A 14,192-nucleotide genomic window follows, 5' to 3' on the forward strand; every position below is an offset into this window, starting at 1 on the left:
ACGTCACCGCGGTGACATCTCGGCCGACGCGAGTGACGCCTCGGCCGGCGGGGGTGACGCCTCGGCTATACGGGGGTGGCGGGGCCGCCCTCGACGGGAGCGGTGAAGTCGACGGTGCGCTTGGCGTTGGCGAGGGCGGTGACGGTGGCGGTGCCGATGGTGCCCTCGCGGTCGAAGACCTCGGCGGTGCCGACGGAGATGCCCTCGTGGGCGACGTGGTCGATGGTGGCGAGGCCGACCTCCATCCCGGCCGGTCGGCGGGCGAGGGCGAGCGAGATGTCGGTGTTGATCCACTCGACGCCGTTGCTGCCCCAGTTGGTGACCATCGAGGTCGCGTCGGCGATGGACGCGACGGTCTGGAACGGGGTCATCGGCTCGCCGGCGACGGTCGGAACCGCGACCTGCCAGGTGACGTGACGCCCCGCGTTCTGGTGCTTGCCGAAGTCGTCGGACCAGGGGTTCTCGGAGACGAAGAAGGGTACGTGCGGCTCGGAGGTCGGGGGTGCGACCGAGAGCGGCGGGGGAGTGGCACGCTCGGTCGCCGACCAGACCTCCCCGGCAGGGTTCTCGCCGGCAAGTAGGTAGGTGCAGGTCGCCCGCGCCACGACCTGCTCCGAGCCGTCCGCGGACGACTGGACCATCTCGGCATCGAGCAGCGCGATGCGGGGGCCGTTGCGTACGACGCTCGTGCGGATCCGCGTCGGCACCATCCGCGGCGGTCGGAACAGGTCGACGTGATAGCGCGAGGGCACCAGCTCAGCAGCGCGGCCCAGCAACTCGATCTGGTCCTCGAGCCCGCGGGCGATCAGGCCGCTGGCGGCCACTCCGTGCATGTGGTCCTCGGCCCACATGCTGCGAGCCATCGGCGTAGGCTCGAAGCCGTCATCGGTGCGCCGGAAGAATGCGAGATCCATGCGGACATTCTAGAACGTGTCCTAACTTCGGATTCAGTTGCGAAAACCGGGAAAGAGTAACGATTCCGTCATCACAACCGATCTAAAACCACGTACCATCGCATCAAAGCAGCCCCGATCGAAGAGGATGACGATGAGCACCACGCCTCCCTACCAGGTGACCGACCCCGCTACCGGCGAGGTGATCGAGACCTTCCTGTTCGCCACCGACGCCGAGGTGGAGGAGGCGTTGGCGCGGTCCCAGGAGGCGTACGCAGCCTGGCGCTCGACCCCGATCGAGGAGCGTTCCGCGATCGTGAAGCGTGCCGCGGACCTCTTCACCGAGCGCGCCGCGGAGCTCGGCAGGATCATCCGCACCGAGATGGGCAAGAAGGCCTCCTCGGGAGCTGGCGAGGCGGAGTTCTCCGGCGAGATCACCGCCTACTACGCCGACCACGGCCCCGAGCTCCTCGAGGAGACCGACCTGCCCGGCCACGAGGGCAAGGCCGTCATCCAGCGCCTGCCGCTCGGCCCCGTGCTCGGCGTGATGCCGTGGAACTACCCCTACTACCAGGTCGCCCGCTTCGCCGCGCCCAACCTCGTCGCGGGCAACACCGTGATCCTCAAGCACGCCGAGAACTGCCCGCGCTCCTCGGCCGCGATCGCGAAGATCTTCGAGGACGCCGGCCTTCCCGAGGGTGTCTACCAGAACCTCTACGCCACCCACGAGCAGATCGCGACGATGATCGCCGACCCGCGGGTCCGCGCGGTGTCTCTGACCGGCTCCGAGCGCGCCGGCACGGCGGTCGCCGAGGCCGCCGGGCGCAACCTGAAGAAGGTCGTCCTCGAGCTCGGCGGCTCCGACCCCTACATCATCCTCGACTCCGACGACATCGACGAGGCCGCCGAGACCGCCTGGGCAACCCGGATGGAGAACGTCGGCCAGGTCTGCAACGGCAACAAGCGGATGATCGTGAACGAGGGCGTCTACGACGACTTCGTCGCGGCCCTCACCAAGCGTGCGGCCGCGATGACGCCGCTCGAGGGCGAGGACGGCGACGACACCGTCTACTCCCCGCTGGTGGCCCGCAAGGCGGCCGAGGCGCTGCACGCCCAGATCCAGGACGCCGTCGACAAGGGCGCCACCCTCCACGCCGGCGGCGAGATCTCCGACGGGCCCGACGCGTTCTTCGCCCCTGCCGTCCTCACCGGTGTCACGCCGGAGATGCGCGCCTACACCGAGGAGCTCTTCGGCCCGGTCGCCGTCGTCTACAAGGTGAGCACCGACGAGGAGGCCGTCGAGCTGGCCAACGCCGTGGAGTACGGCCTCGGCGGCGCCGTCTTCTCCACCGACGAGGCGCGCGCGATCGCCGTCGCCCAGCGGCTCGAGGTCGGCATGGCCAACGTCAACACCCCGGCCGGCGAGGGTGCCGACGTCCCCTTCGGCGGCACCAAGCGCTCCGGCTTCGGCCGCGAGCTCGGGCCGCTCGGGATCGACGAGTTCCTCAACAAGCGGCTGTTCTACGTCGAGCGCTGACGGTCGTCGGAGCCTGTCGAGACCTGATGGTCTCGACAGGCTCGACCACCCGCGTCAGGCGACCTTCGCGTCCCAGTCGATCGCGTAGCGCTGCTCCTCCTCGGCCACGCGAGCCACCGCCGGCGCCCGGAAGACGAGCGGCAGCACCAGCGGCATCAACCGCCGTGCGAGTGGACCGGGCGCCTTCGCGTGGCTGATCTTCGCCCCGCGCGCCGCGATCTTCTCCACCCGCGTACGCCGCAGGCCCTCGTACGCAGCGAACGCCGACTCGACCGACGGCAGGTCGCGCAGGCAGCGGGCCAGCTGGATGCCGCTCTCGATCGCGAGCGAGGCGCCCTGCCCGGTGCTGTTCGACGGTGCGTGCACCGCGTCGCCCACCAGCACCATCCGGCCGCGGTGCCAGTGCGGCACCGGCGGCATGATGTGCAGCGCGCCGACCACCTGCAGCGACTCGGCCGACGTCGAGGCGGCCAGGAGCGCACCGGGGTCGTCGTCGGCGTACACCTCGCGGAGCGTGCGCAGCCACTCCTCGGGTGGTGTCCGGCGGGCTTCGGTGAGGCTGAGGTAGGGCGAGGGCAGGTTGACGCCCCATGCCACCCGGCCGTCGCCGTGGCGCCAGTAGAGGTAGTAGGCGCGCCGCCCGAACGCGAAGGTCATCGTCGCCGGCTCGACATCGAGGTCGACGTCGGCGTACCCACCGAAGCCGAGCAGCCCGGTGTAGCCGGCGCCGGGCGCGCCCGGGTCGATGAGCGTACGCACGGTCGAGCGCACCCCGTCGGCGCCGACGAGCACGTCACCGCGCGCCGAGGACCCGTCGTCGAAGTGCGCCACCACGCCATCGGCGTCCTCGGAGACCGAGACGAGCCGCCGCCCGTGCTCGAGACGTACGCCGGCCGCGACCGCCTGCTCACGCAGGACGCGGTGCAGGTCGGCGCGTTCGATCGCCTGCCGCGCCGGCAGCCCGGACGGCGAGGCGACCAGGTCGAACGTACGGCCGCCGATCGCCATCCGGGAGCGGGTGATCGGGGTGCCGGCGTCGAGCACACCGGTGGCAGCGCCGATGGTGTCGAGGGCGACGACGCCGTTCGGCTCGAGCGCGAGCAGGCCGCCGATGCCCTCGGTGGGCTCGGGGTAGGCCTCGTAGACGGTCGCCTCGATACCGGCCTTCGCCAGTGCGGCCGCGGTCACGGGACCGGCGACGCCGCCGCCGATCACGAGTGCTGATGAGATGGATGCCACGGTTCTACTCCTTGGTGAGGGACCGCGGCGTCGGGCGGATAGTCTGCTCAGTGCCATCCGAGCCGTGTCGCCGTTGCCGCGGTGCCGGTTCTTTTCGGTGGGCCTGGTGGCGGTGTTGCCGCACCGCCGCCAGGTCGTTCTTGGTTCAGTCCTGCTCGGCGCCCCGCTCCGCGAGCTCGGCGAGATCGGCCGGCATCGCACCGCTGCGGTGCCACTCCCGCCACTCCTCGACGAGCGGGTAGGTGCCCGAGGCGAGGTCGGCCTGCAGCGCACGGACCCAGGCGGCCTCGGCCTCGCGCATCGCGATCGCGTACTCCATCTCGACCAGGAAGAGGCGCGGGACCTCCGCCTCCTCGTACGCCGCCCGCAGCTCGCGCACCATCTGCTCCAGCGCGGTCAGCCGGTCGTGCAGCGCGTCGGCGACCTGGTCGGGGGTGAGCGCGGCCATCATCGAGAGCCCGGCGACGAAGCCGGACTGCTCGCTCACCGGGGTGGTGAGCAGCTCGCGGGTCCACTCGACCAGCTCCGTGCGCCCCGCCTCGGTGATGCGGTAGATCGTGCGCTCGGGGCGCGCGCCCTGGCGGTCGGTGCCGGCGACCTCGAGCAGCCCGTGCTTCTCGAGGCTCGCCACCACCGTGTAGAGCGAGCTCCACTTGATGTCGACGTCGTCGCCCTTGCCGCGGGCGCGCATGAGCGAGGCGATCTCGTAGCGGTGCATCGGCCGTTGCACCACGGTGCCGAGCACCGCGAGCCCGGTCAGGTTGTTCACCTTGCGTCGGGCCATCACTCACCTCCGTATATTCGTAGACGAATATACGGTCACGACTATGTCGTCGTCCAGTGAAATTCGGCACGGGTACTCGCACGTAGCGCCCCGGCGCGCGACGATGTGGCACGTGGCAACAGAAAAGGTGTGGTTCAAGAGCACGTCCGGGCCGAAGCTGGCCGGTCTGATCGACCTCCCGGAGGGTGAGGTACGCGGCTGGGGAGTCTTCAGCCACGGCTTCACTCTCGGCAAGGAGTCGCCGGCAGCTGCGCGGATCTGCAAGCAGCTCGCCGCCGAGGGCATCGGCATGCTGCGCTTCGACAACCTCGGGCTCGGCGGCTCCGAGGGCGACTGGGGCGACGGTTCCTTCACCCACAAGGTCGCCGACACCGTCGAAGCCACCCGTTTCATGGCCGAGCGCGGCACCCCGGCCGAGCTGCTCGTCGGCCACTCCTTCGGCGGCGCGGCCGTCCTGGCCGCGGCGACCGACGCGGTCGGGGTCGATGCGGTCGCCACCGTCGGTGCTCCGTTCCAGCCGGCCCACGTCGAGCACAACTACGACGCGGTGCTCTCCCGGGTGCTCGAGGACGGCCAGGCCCCGTGGATGGCCGGCGGCAAGTCGCTGATCCTGCGCAAGGCCTTCGTCCAGGACGTACGCCGCGCCGACCTGCGCCAGAAGATCATGCAGCTCAAGAAGCCGCTCCTGGTCATGCACAGCCCCACCGACACCACCGTCGGCATCGAGAACGCCTCCGACATCTTCAACACCGCCCGTCACCCGCGCTCCTTCGTGGCGCTGGAGGGCTCCGACCACCTCCTCACCAAGAAGGGCCAGGCCCAGCGTGCCGCCCGGATCATCTCGGCCTGGGCGGACCAGTACCTGATCGACTGAGTCGTAGCGCCGTAGCCGGGCCCTCCTCGGATAGGTTCGGCCCATGATCAAGAAGCCGAAGTTCCCGCTCAAGGAGCTGATCAAGGCGGGTCCGGCGGCACCGCAGGTGCTGGTCGGGCACCTGGTCGCCACCCAGGGCCCGGACATCGCCGAGAAGGTGGCTGCGGACCGCGCGGCGCCCGGCTTCGACCCTGAGGCGTACGTCGACGAGCTGATCCACAGGCACCGCTGGTTCGCCCGCCTGCAGGGTGCCGGCGGCGGCGCGATGATCGCGGTCGCCGAGGTGCCTGCCGTCATCGGTGGTCCAGCTGCGGTCGTGGCCGCCGCCGGCACGGCGATCCTGGGGGACCTGGTCGCGCTGGCGTGGATCGAGCAGCGCCTGGTGATGCACATCGCCTCGGCGTACGGGCACGATCTCGAGGACCCGGCCCGGATCGACGAGTTCCTCAGACTGGCCGGCGTGGATCTGCTCTTCGACGGTGGCGGCACCGCGGTGGGGGCCACCGGCAGCCGGTTCGGCGTCCGCGCCGCCTCCCGCTGGGCGACGAGCAAGACCGTCGAGGCGACCAAGTCGATGGCGCAGCTCGTCGGTGCGCGGGTGGCCCGGCGTGTCGTCCTGCGCGGCATCCCGGTACTCAACATCCCGCTCGGTGTGGTGCTCTCCGACGTCGCCACCAAGCGTCTCGGAAGGCGCGCACGCGAGTTCTACCGGGCTCGTCCGAGGCCGTCCTGACACCCGCGTTTGATCAATTGACAGAAAACGCCCAACGAGACTTCCACTAACAGGTGTGGGTGGGGTTACACTCGCTGCAAGCGCCCGGCTCGTGGACGTTCGTCGTGGGGACCGAATGAGTCACTGGCCCGGTCGATGAGGCGCCGATCGCGCGTATCCGCTGTTTGGCACGCGGTCGTCAGTCGTCTGCCATCGATCTGCGTGAGCCCTGGGAGGGCGACCGGCCGATGAGGGTCGGCATTTGGACATGCCACTCACCCGTGCGTGGCCCCAAGGAGGATTCAGTTGGCTCAGGGAGCCGCTACCCGGCGCAACAACCGGTCCGGCCGTTCGCGAAGCAACGGCAACGTCGGCAGGTCCGGGCAGAACGGTCGCCGCAAGGGCGTCCACAAGGACAACGAGGGCATCATCCCGGTGCTCGCTCAGGTCGTCCGTGAGGTGGAGTCGGCGGTGCAGCGCCGCTCGGCCATGCCCGACGTACGCACCAAGTTCCAGGTCGTCGCGCTCCTCGCCCGAGACGAGCGCCACCGTGTGCTCGAGGACGAGACCCTCAACGACGGACGACGCGCCGAGCAGCTCAAGCGTCTCGACGGGATCGCCACGATCCTCGCCAAGACCGCGACCATGGACTCGCGCCTGTTCGAGCTTCTCGCCGAGGACGCGGAGATCTCCGACGCCGCCGTCGACCTCAAGCACGAGCTGATGGCCCGTGGTGGCGTCGACGTCCCCGAGGACGAGGAGGAGGACGAGGACGAGACGCCCGCCGTCGTGGTCCCCGACAAGCGCGTGGTCCCGACGAGCGTCATCCAGCGCCAGCTCTCCAACCCGTTCCTGGTGCCCGACTTCACCAACGCCCGGCCGCCGGTCCACGCCCGCCGCCTGTCCGGCTGGGAGCTCCTCGGGCCGCTGTTCCGAAGCTTCGAGTACGCCGACTCCGGGCCCTCCTGCATGCCGCTGCCCGACCCGCCGGCCTACGGCCCCGGCCACGTCGACGCGCCCGGCACCCGCGAGCTCATGCACCACCAGGCCCAGCTGGTCGCCTCGGCGGCCGAGGGCCACCGCTCCTACCTCCTGGCCGACGAGCCCGGCCTCGGCAAGACCGCGCAGGCCCTGCTCGCCGCCGAGGCGGCCGACGCCTACCCCCTGCTCGTCGTCGTGCCCAACGTCGTCAAGGCCAACTGGGCGCGCGAGGTCAGCCTGTGGACGCCGTCCAAGAAGGCGACCGTCGTGCACGGCAACGGCGAGGACATCGACGGCTTCGCCGACATCATCGTGGTCAACTACGAGATCCTCGACCGCCACGTCGGCTGGCTCGGCGACTTCGGCTTCAAGGGCATGGTCGTGGACGAGGCCCACTTCATCAAGAACAAGTCCTCCCAGCGCTCCCAGCACGTGCTGGCCCTCTCGGCGAAGATCCGGCAGCGTACGGCCAACCCGCTGCTGATGGCGCTGACCGGCACCCCGCTGATCAACGACATCGAGGACTTCCGGGCGATCTGGCAGTTCCTCGGCTGGATCGACGACGTCAAGCCGCTCAACGGGCTGCTCGAGGGGCTCGAGGAGACCGGGCTGACCCCGCAGGACAACAGCTTCTACGGCGCTGCCCGCCGCGTCGTCGTCAACCAGGGCATCGTGCGCCGCCGCAAGATCGACGTCGCCAGCGACATCCCGGCGCGGCGCGTGGCCGACCTCCCGGTCGAGCTCGACGATGCCGAGGGCCGCTCGATCCGGGCCGCCGAGGCCGAGCTTGCCAAGCGGATGATGCAGCGCTACGACACCGCGATCGAGACCCGGGTGACCGGGGCCAAGCCGGCGCCGGGCGAGCTCGACCTCGAGCTGATCCGCCGCGTGGCCACCTGGGAGCGCGAGGACCAGGACGCCTCCACCGGCGAGAACGTCTTCGGCATGATGCGCCGCATCGGTCGTGCGAAGGCCTCCCTGGCCGCCGACTACGCCGCCCAGCTGGCCCGCAACGTCGGCAAGGTCGTCTTCTTCGCCAAGCACATCGAGGTGATGGACACCGCGCAGAAGCTCTTCGAGGAGCGCGGCATCCGCTACTCCACGATCCGTGGCGACCAGACCTCGAAGGCGCGCGAGAAGGCGATCGACGAGTTCATGAACGACCCCGAGGTCGAGATCATCGTCTGCTCGCTCACCGCGGCCGGCGTCGGCGTCAACCTCCAGGCCGCCTCCAACCTGATCCTGGCCGAGCTCTCCTGGACCGACGCCGAGCAGACGCAGGCGATCGACCGGGTCCACCGCATCGGCCAGACCGAGCCGGTCACCGCGTGGCGCATCATCGCGAGCCAGACCATCGACACCCGGATCGCCGAGCTGATCGACTCCAAGGCCGGCCTCGCCGCTCGTGCCCTGGACGGCTCCGACGAGGAGGTCACCGACTCCGCCGACGTGCAGCTCGAGGCACTGGTCTCCCTGCTGACCGACGCCCTCCGCAAGCGCGAGTCGGGCCGCCGGGGTCGCCGCGCCGCCTGAGGCCGACCCGGGACCCGACCAGGCCTCATCTCAGGGACAATCCTGAGGTGGGGCCTGGGTGCTGCGGCGTACGCTCGGAGCATGACGTTCTTGATCATCCTGCTGGTCGTCGCGGCGGCTGTCGGTGGATATGTGTTCCGGGTGCCGATCGTCGCCAAGCTGACCGGGCAGCCACGCAGCCGTATCGAGCGGCACATCGGCCCGAAGGCCAAGCGCCTTCCCTGATCCCCGCGGGGAATCCCTGGTGGGGCAGGTGCGTTGTGACGTACGTGCCCGCCGGCCGGCGCGCACACGACTCCAGACCGGAAGTGAGAGCCCCATGCCCACCGTCGAGCTCGGCGCAGAGAACTTCGAGAGCACCGTCAGCGACAACGAGATCGTCCTCGTGGACTTCTGGGCATCCTGGTGCGGCCCGTGCCGCCAGTTCAGCCCGATCTACGACGCCGCCTCCGAGGAGCACCCGGAGATCGTCTTCGGCAAGGTCGACACCGAGGCCGAGCAGGCGCTCGCCGGTGCCGCCAACATCACCTCGATCCCGACGCTGATGGCCTTCAAGAAGGGCAACCTCGTCTTCTCCCAGCCCGGCGCGCTGCCCGCGCCCGCGCTCAAGCAGGTCATCGACGCCGTCGTCGAGCTCGACATCGACAAGGCGCTCGCCGAGCACGCCTCGAAGGAGTCCGGCGAGTAAGACTCGTCGTGGCTCCGGGGCAGACATCGGGTTTGATAGCGCTGTGACCGAACCCGATAGCGCCGCCCACGAAGAGCTCCTCCGTCTGCGCGGCAGCATCGACAACCTCGACGCCGCTCTCGTCCATCTGCTCGCGGAGCGCTTCAAGTGCACCGAGCAGGTCGGCCGGCTCAAGGCGCGCGCGGGCTTCCCGCCGGCCGATCCCAGCCGCGAGGCGGTCCAGATCGAGCGGCTCCGCCGGCTCTCCGACGACGCCGGCCTCGACCCCGAGTTCGCCGAGAAGATCCTCAACGTGATCATCGCCGAGGTGATCCGCAACCACCGCCAGTTCGTCGAGGACTGAGCCCCTCAGCCGAGGACGCGGGCTAGGCCGTGTCTCCCAAATCCACGCCCGCTACGCGACGTTTCGCATCCGATCTGGCTGCGTTGCCGCCGCGCGACATCCTCCAGGATGCCTTCCCTCCGGAGGTCTGAACGAAGCGGCCTTTGCCAGATCGGCCCGAAACGCCGCTCGCGGCCGCCGTGTCTTTAGGAGACACGGCCTAGCCAGGCGTTCCAGAACCGGCGGTCGGGGTCGAAGCGGCGTACGAGGTCCTTGAAGTCGTCCCAGCGCGGAAAGCCGGCACCGGGATCGGTGGCGGCGAAGAGCTTGCCCCAGTGCGGCCGGGTGCCTGCCGGGAGCCGCTCCTCGAGGTCGGGCAGGAGCGCACCGACGCCGGCCGGGTCGGCGTTCCAGGTGAAGTGCAGCGCCAGCGTGTCGGTGCCGTAGGCGGGGGAGAGCCACAGCTCGTCGGCGGCGACGGCGCGGATCTCGCCGACCTGCAGCAGTGGCTGGACCCGGTCGGCGAGCGACCGGACGGCGTCGACCGCCTCCTGGGCGCGTTCGAGCGGCACCAGATACTCGCTCTGCAGCTCCGCGCCGACGCTCGGCTGGAACTCGAGCCGGAAGTGGGGCAGCCGCTCGTGCCACGGACCGGGCACGCCGAGCTGCTCGGTGCACGGCGCCGGGTCGAGGCCGGGGACGACGTGGCGAGGCTGGGTCGCGGGCACCGTCCCCGGGATCTCCGGGGTCGTCGCGCGGGACTTCACCCAGACCCGGCCGACGGACCCGTCCGGCTCGTCGCCCCATCGCGTGAAGATCGACACCGAGTAGGCCGCGGCGAGGATCTCGGTGAGGTGTTCTCGCAGGTCGGCGTAGGTGAGTCCGTCGTGGACCGTCTGCGCGATCTGGTAGGTCGGCGAGGTCAGCAGCTCGAGATGGGTCACGATCCCCAGAGCGCCGAGCCCCACCACGGCTCCGTCGAAGTCGGGTGACCCGGCCTCCAGGCGCACCAGGTCGCCGCGGCCGTCGACGATCTCCAGCGCGGTCACCGAGGTGGCCAGCGAGCCGTTGCGGACCCCGGAGCCGTGAGTGCCGGTCGCGATGGCGCCGGCGACCGAGATGTGGGGGAGCGAGGCGAGGTTGGGAAGCGCCCGTCCGTGCTCCTGCAGCCAGGCGGCGAGCTCGCCGTAGCGCATCCCGCCGGGAACGCGGACCACGTCGCCCGCCAGCGTCGGCGGCCCCGCCAGCCCCTCGAGCGACACCAGGACCCCGGAAGTGTCCGCGAGATCGGTGAAGGAGTGCCGAGACCCCAGCGCGCGCAGCCGTGGCTCGCGCAGCACGAGGTCGCGTACGTCGTCCACGGAACGCGGCCGCACGAGCTCGCGCGCGGTGTAGTCGTAGCTGCGAGCCCACGTCGATCCGGGCTCCTCAGGGGGGAGGCGCATATGACGGATCGTAGCGATGACATCCGCGTGTGTCGGTGGTCTACTGGACTCCGAGTACGTCGATCCGAGCACGTCGATCTGAGCGAGGGCAGATGAGCGAGCACGCAGCAGAGGCAGACCTCGAGGAGCAGGCGACCGATGTCGTCGAGGAGACCGTCGACGACGAGGCGCCGCTGGACGCCGAGGAGACGGTGACCTCGACACCTGACGACGTCGACGAGGCCGACTACGCCGAGCAGAAGCTCGACGCAGGCAGCCCTGACGACGACTACGACTACTAGTCCCCGGAGTCCCTAGGAGTTCTGCGGGAACCCCAGGTTGATCCCGCCGTGCGACGGGTCCAGCCACCGGGTGGTGACGGCCTTCTCGCGGGTGAAGAAGTCCAGACCCGCGGGGCCGTACGCCTTCGCGTCCCCGAACAGCGAGGCCTTCCAGCCGCCGAAGGAGTGATAGGCGACAGGCACCGGGATCGGCACGTTCACGCCGACCATCCCGACCTGCACCTCACGCTGGAACCGGCGGGCGGCACCGCCGTCGTTGGTGAAGATGGCGGTGCCGTTGCCGAACTGGCCGGAGTTGATCAGCTCCAGGCCCTCCTCGTAGCCGGAGACACGGACCACCGAGAGCACCGGACCGAAGATCTCCTCGGTGTAGACGGTCGAGGTGGTCGGCACGCGGTCGACGAGCGTCGGCCCGACCCAGAACCCGTTGGGATCACCGTCGACCTCGATCCCACGTCCGTCGACGACGACCTCGGCGCCGTCGGCCGCGGCAACGTCGACGTAGCTCGCCACCTTGTCGCGGTGGGCGCCGGTGATCAGCGGGCCCATGTCGGTGCCGCGGGTGCCGTCGCCGGTCTTGAGCGTTGCCATCCGGGAGGTGATCTTCGAGATCAGGGTGTCGGCGACCGAGTCGACGGCCAGCACCACCGAGATCGCCATGCAGCGCTCGCCTGCCGACCCGAAGCCCGCGTTGACCGCGGAGTCGGCGACCAGGTCGAGGTCGGCGTCGGGCAGCACGAGCATGTGGTTCTTGGCGCCGCCGAGCGCCTGGACGCGCTTGCCGGCGGCGGTGCCGCGCTCGTAGACGTAGCGGGCGATCGGGGTGGAGCCGACGAAGGAGATCGAGGCGACGTCGGGGTTGTCGAGGAGCGCGTCGACGGCCTCCTTGTCGCCGTGGACCACGTTGTAGACACCGTCGGGCAGCCCCGCCTCGGCCCACAGCTCCGCGATCCAGCTGGACGCGGTCGGGTCCTTCTCCGAGGGCTTGATCACGACCGTGTTGCCGGCCGCGATCGCGATCGGGAAGAACCACATCGGCACCATTGCGGGGAAGTTGAACGGGCTGATGATGCCCACCACGCCCAGCGGCTGCTTGAGCGTGGTCACGTCCACGCCGGAGGAGACCTGCTCGGAGACGGTGCCCTTGAGCAGGTGGGAGAGCCCGCAGGCGAACTCGACGACCTCGAGACCGCGGGCGATCTCGCCGGCGGCGTCCGAGAGCACCTTGCCGTGCTCGGCGGTCAGGATCTCGGCGAGCTCGCCCTTGCGGGCGTTGAGCAGCTCGCGGAACTTGAAGAGCACGGCGGTACGCCGCGTGAGCGAGGTCTCGCTCCACTCTTCGTAGGCCTTCTTGGCCGCGGAGACGGCGGTGTCGACGTCGGCGGCCGAGGCGAAGCGTACGTGCTTCTGGACGGTGCCCAGCGCGGGGTTGTAGACGTCGCCGAGACGGGTGCCGGTGCCGGGGTTGGTGGCGCCGCCGATCCAGTGGTCGAGGATGGGGAGATCGGTCATGTCATGGGTCCTTAGAGAGCTGTTTACAGCGAGCCGAGCACGTCGTCGTAGATCGAGATCGCCTCGGCGACCTCGTCGGGGGTGACGACGCACGGGGGCACCACGTGGATGCGGTTTTCCATGGTGAACGGGATCAGGCTGCGGGCGATCAGCTCGGACTTGATCCGGGCCATCGTCGCGGCCGGCAGCGGCTCCCGCGTCCCGCGGTCGGTGACCAGCTCGAGGGCCCAGAAGACCCCGGTGCCGCGCACCTCGCCGATCACGTCGTGCTTCTCGGCCAGCGCGGCGAGGCCGGGGGCGATGTGGTCGGTGCCGATGGTCGCGGCGTTGTCGACGATGCCCTCCTCGTTCATCGCCTCGATGGTCGCCACGATCGACGCCATCGCGAGCGGGTGGCCGGAGTAGGTGAGGCCGCCGGGGAAGACCTGGTCGTCGAAGGTCGCCGCGACCGGGTCGGAGATGATCACCCCGCCGGCAGGTACGTAGCCGGAGTTGACCCCCTTGGCGAAGGTGATCAGGTCGGGGACGACGTCGTAGGCGTCCAGGGCGAGCCACTCGCCGGTGCGGCCGAAACCGGCCATCACCTCGTCGAGGATGAGCATGATCCCGAACTCGTCGGCCAGGGCCCTGACCCCGGGGAGGTAGCCCGGCGGCGGGATCATGATCCCGGCGGTGCCGGGGATGGTCTCGAGGAGGATCGCCGCGATCGAGGCGGGTCCCTCTGACTCGATGACCCGCCGCAGGTGGTGCAGGGCGCGCTCGGCCTCCTGCTCCGGCGTGGTCGACCAGAACTCCGAGCGGTAGAGGTAGGGGCCGAAGAAGTGGACGTGGCCCCGGGCGTACTCGTTCGGGATCCGTCGCCAGTCGCCCGTCGCGACGATCGCCGCGCCGGTGTTGCCGTGGTAGGAGCGGTAGGTCGAGAGCACCTTGTCGCGGCCGGTGTGGATGCGGGCCATCCGGATCGCGTTCTCGACCGCGTCGGCGCCGGCGTTGGTGAAGAAGACCTTGTTGAAGCCCACCGGCGCGATGTCGGTGATCCGCTCGGCGGCCTCGCCACGAGCCAGGTTGGCCGTCGTCGGCGCGATCGTGGTCAGGGTCTCGGCCTGCTTCTTGATCGCCTCCACCACCCGGGGGTGCTGGTGGCCGATGTTGGTGTTGACCAGCTGGGAGGAGAAGTCCAGGTACGTACGCCCCGAGTGGTCCCACACCCGCGAGCCCTGGCCGCCGGCGATGACCAGCGGCTTCAGCGCCGCCTGGGCGGACCAGGAGTGGAAGACATGGGCCCGGTCGAGGTCGTAGGCGCGGGCATCGAGGACGGGGTCGGGGGTGACCCCGGCTGACGTGGTTTCGGCGCTGGTCAAGGCTTCCCCCTGGGATGCGTGGGCGGATCG

14 protein-coding genes are annotated in these 14,192 nt (G+C 70.1%); 8 read left to right on the forward strand and 6 right to left on the reverse strand.

What is annotated here, in order from left to right:
* Positions 1 to 65 precede the first annotated feature (65 nt).
* On the reverse strand, positions 66 to 914 hold the full coding sequence (locus tag ACIA03_RS19315) for an acyl-CoA thioesterase domain-containing protein (RefSeq protein ID WP_396985429.1): 849 nt from the start codon (positions 912 to 914) through the stop codon (positions 66 to 68).
* A 133-nt stretch (positions 915 to 1,047) separates the two neighbouring features.
* Between ACIA03_RS19315 and ACIA03_RS19320 the strand changes: the two genes are divergently transcribed.
* Complete coding sequence (locus ACIA03_RS19320) at positions 1,048 to 2,430, forward strand: NAD-dependent succinate-semialdehyde dehydrogenase (RefSeq protein WP_396985431.1); 1,383 nt, start codon at positions 1,048 to 1,050, stop codon at positions 2,428 to 2,430.
* 54 nt (positions 2,431 to 2,484) lie between these two features.
* Here the strand turns inward: ACIA03_RS19320 and ACIA03_RS19325 are convergent, their stop codons facing one another.
* Complete coding sequence (locus ACIA03_RS19325; protein WP_396985433.1) at positions 2,485 to 3,669, reverse strand: FAD-dependent monooxygenase; 1,185 nt, start codon at positions 3,667 to 3,669, stop codon at positions 2,485 to 2,487.
* Positions 3,670 to 3,814: 145 nt separating this feature from the next.
* Positions 3,815 to 4,453, reverse strand: a complete 639-nt coding sequence (locus tag ACIA03_RS19330; protein WP_396985435.1) for a PadR family transcriptional regulator — start codon at positions 4,451 to 4,453, stop codon at positions 3,815 to 3,817.
* A gap of 112 nt (positions 4,454 to 4,565) precedes the next feature.
* Here ACIA03_RS19330 and ACIA03_RS19335 point away from each other — a divergent pair, with 112 nt between their 5' ends.
* From ACIA03_RS19335 to ACIA03_RS19360, 6 genes are all read left to right on the forward strand, one after another.
* The gene (locus ACIA03_RS19335; protein WP_396985437.1) at positions 4,566 to 5,327 is read left to right on the forward strand and encodes an alpha/beta hydrolase family protein; all 762 of its coding nucleotides are present in this window, start codon (positions 4,566 to 4,568) and stop codon (positions 5,325 to 5,327) included.
* Positions 5,328 to 5,370: 43 nt separating this feature from the next.
* Positions 5,371 to 6,060 (forward strand): hypothetical protein, encoded by a 690-nt coding sequence (locus ACIA03_RS19340; RefSeq protein WP_396985439.1) that lies wholly within the window; start codon positions 5,371 to 5,373, stop codon positions 6,058 to 6,060.
* A 285-nt stretch (positions 6,061 to 6,345) separates the two neighbouring features.
* On the forward strand, positions 6,346 to 8,553 hold the full coding sequence (locus ACIA03_RS19345; RefSeq protein WP_396985441.1) for a DEAD/DEAH box helicase: 2,208 nt from the start codon (positions 6,346 to 6,348) through the stop codon (positions 8,551 to 8,553).
* An 81-nt stretch (positions 8,554 to 8,634) separates the two neighbouring features.
* Positions 8,635 to 8,778, forward strand: a complete 144-nt coding sequence (locus ACIA03_RS19350; RefSeq protein WP_396985443.1) for a hypothetical protein — start codon at positions 8,635 to 8,637, stop codon at positions 8,776 to 8,778.
* A gap of 94 nt (positions 8,779 to 8,872) precedes the next feature.
* Positions 8,873 to 9,241 carry a thioredoxin gene (trxA, locus tag ACIA03_RS19355; RefSeq protein ID WP_396985445.1) on the forward strand — a complete coding sequence of 123 codons (369 nt, stop codon included), beginning with the start codon at positions 8,873 to 8,875 and terminating at the stop codon, positions 9,239 to 9,241.
* A 43-nt stretch (positions 9,242 to 9,284) separates the two neighbouring features.
* A complete protein-coding gene (locus tag ACIA03_RS19360; protein ID WP_141795423.1) occupies positions 9,285 to 9,584 on the forward strand; it encodes a chorismate mutase in 300 nt (99 codons plus the stop codon).
* Positions 9,585 to 9,769: 185 nt separating this feature from the next.
* On the opposite strand, the gene ACIA03_RS19365 is transcribed toward ACIA03_RS19360, so the two are convergent.
* Positions 9,770 to 11,008 carry an FAD-binding protein gene (locus ACIA03_RS19365; protein ID WP_396985447.1) on the reverse strand — a complete coding sequence of 413 codons (1,239 nt, stop codon included), beginning with the start codon at positions 11,006 to 11,008 and terminating at the stop codon, positions 9,770 to 9,772.
* Between the two features lie 92 nt (positions 11,009 to 11,100).
* Here ACIA03_RS19365 and ACIA03_RS19370 point away from each other — a divergent pair, with 92 nt between their 5' ends.
* Positions 11,101 to 11,289 carry a hypothetical protein gene (locus tag ACIA03_RS19370; protein ID WP_396985449.1) on the forward strand — a complete coding sequence of 63 codons (189 nt, stop codon included), beginning with the start codon at positions 11,101 to 11,103 and terminating at the stop codon, positions 11,287 to 11,289.
* Positions 11,290 to 11,301: 12 nt separating this feature from the next.
* Here the strand turns inward: ACIA03_RS19370 and ACIA03_RS19375 are convergent, their stop codons facing one another.
* Positions 11,302 to 12,801 carry a CoA-acylating methylmalonate-semialdehyde dehydrogenase gene (locus ACIA03_RS19375; protein WP_396985451.1) on the reverse strand — a complete coding sequence of 500 codons (1,500 nt, stop codon included), beginning with the start codon at positions 12,799 to 12,801 and terminating at the stop codon, positions 11,302 to 11,304.
* 23 nt (positions 12,802 to 12,824) lie between these two features.
* Positions 12,825 to 14,162 (reverse strand): aspartate aminotransferase family protein, encoded by a 1,338-nt coding sequence (locus ACIA03_RS19380; protein ID WP_396985453.1) that lies wholly within the window; start codon positions 14,160 to 14,162, stop codon positions 12,825 to 12,827.
* Between the last annotated feature and the right edge of the window lie 30 nt (positions 14,163 to 14,192).

Origin of the sequence: Nocardioides sp. NPDC051685 (assembly GCF_044453405.1) — a bacterium.
Lineage (GTDB): Bacteria > Actinomycetota > Actinomycetes > Propionibacteriales > Nocardioidaceae > Nocardioides.

Bases quoted from the DNA above. Each gene is read 5' to 3' on its own strand.
- ACIA03_RS19315 (WP_396985429.1), bottom strand. From the start codon at position 914: ATGGATCTCGCATTCTTCCGGCGCACCGATGACGGCTTCGAGCCTACG.
- ACIA03_RS19320 (WP_396985431.1), top strand. From the start codon at position 1,048: ATGAGCACCACGCCTCCCTACCAGGTGACCGACCCCGCTACCGGCGAG.
- ACIA03_RS19330 (WP_396985435.1), bottom strand. From the start codon at position 4,453: ATGGCCCGACGCAAGGTGAACAACCTGACCGGGCTCGCGGTGCTCGGC.
- ACIA03_RS19340 (WP_396985439.1), top strand. From the start codon at position 5,371: ATGATCAAGAAGCCGAAGTTCCCGCTCAAGGAGCTGATCAAGGCGGGT.
- ACIA03_RS19350 (WP_396985443.1), top strand. From the start codon at position 8,635: ATGACGTTCTTGATCATCCTGCTGGTCGTCGCGGCGGCTGTCGGTGGA.
- trxA (WP_396985445.1), top strand. From the start codon at position 8,873: ATGCCCACCGTCGAGCTCGGCGCAGAGAACTTCGAGAGCACCGTCAGC.
- ACIA03_RS19365 (WP_396985447.1), bottom strand. From the start codon at position 11,008: ATGCGCCTCCCCCCTGAGGAGCCCGGATCGACGTGGGCTCGCAGCTAC.
- ACIA03_RS19370 (WP_396985449.1), top strand. From the start codon at position 11,101: ATGAGCGAGCACGCAGCAGAGGCAGACCTCGAGGAGCAGGCGACCGAT.
- ACIA03_RS19375 (WP_396985451.1), bottom strand. From the start codon at position 12,801: ATGACCGATCTCCCCATCCTCGACCACTGGATCGGCGGCGCCACCAAC.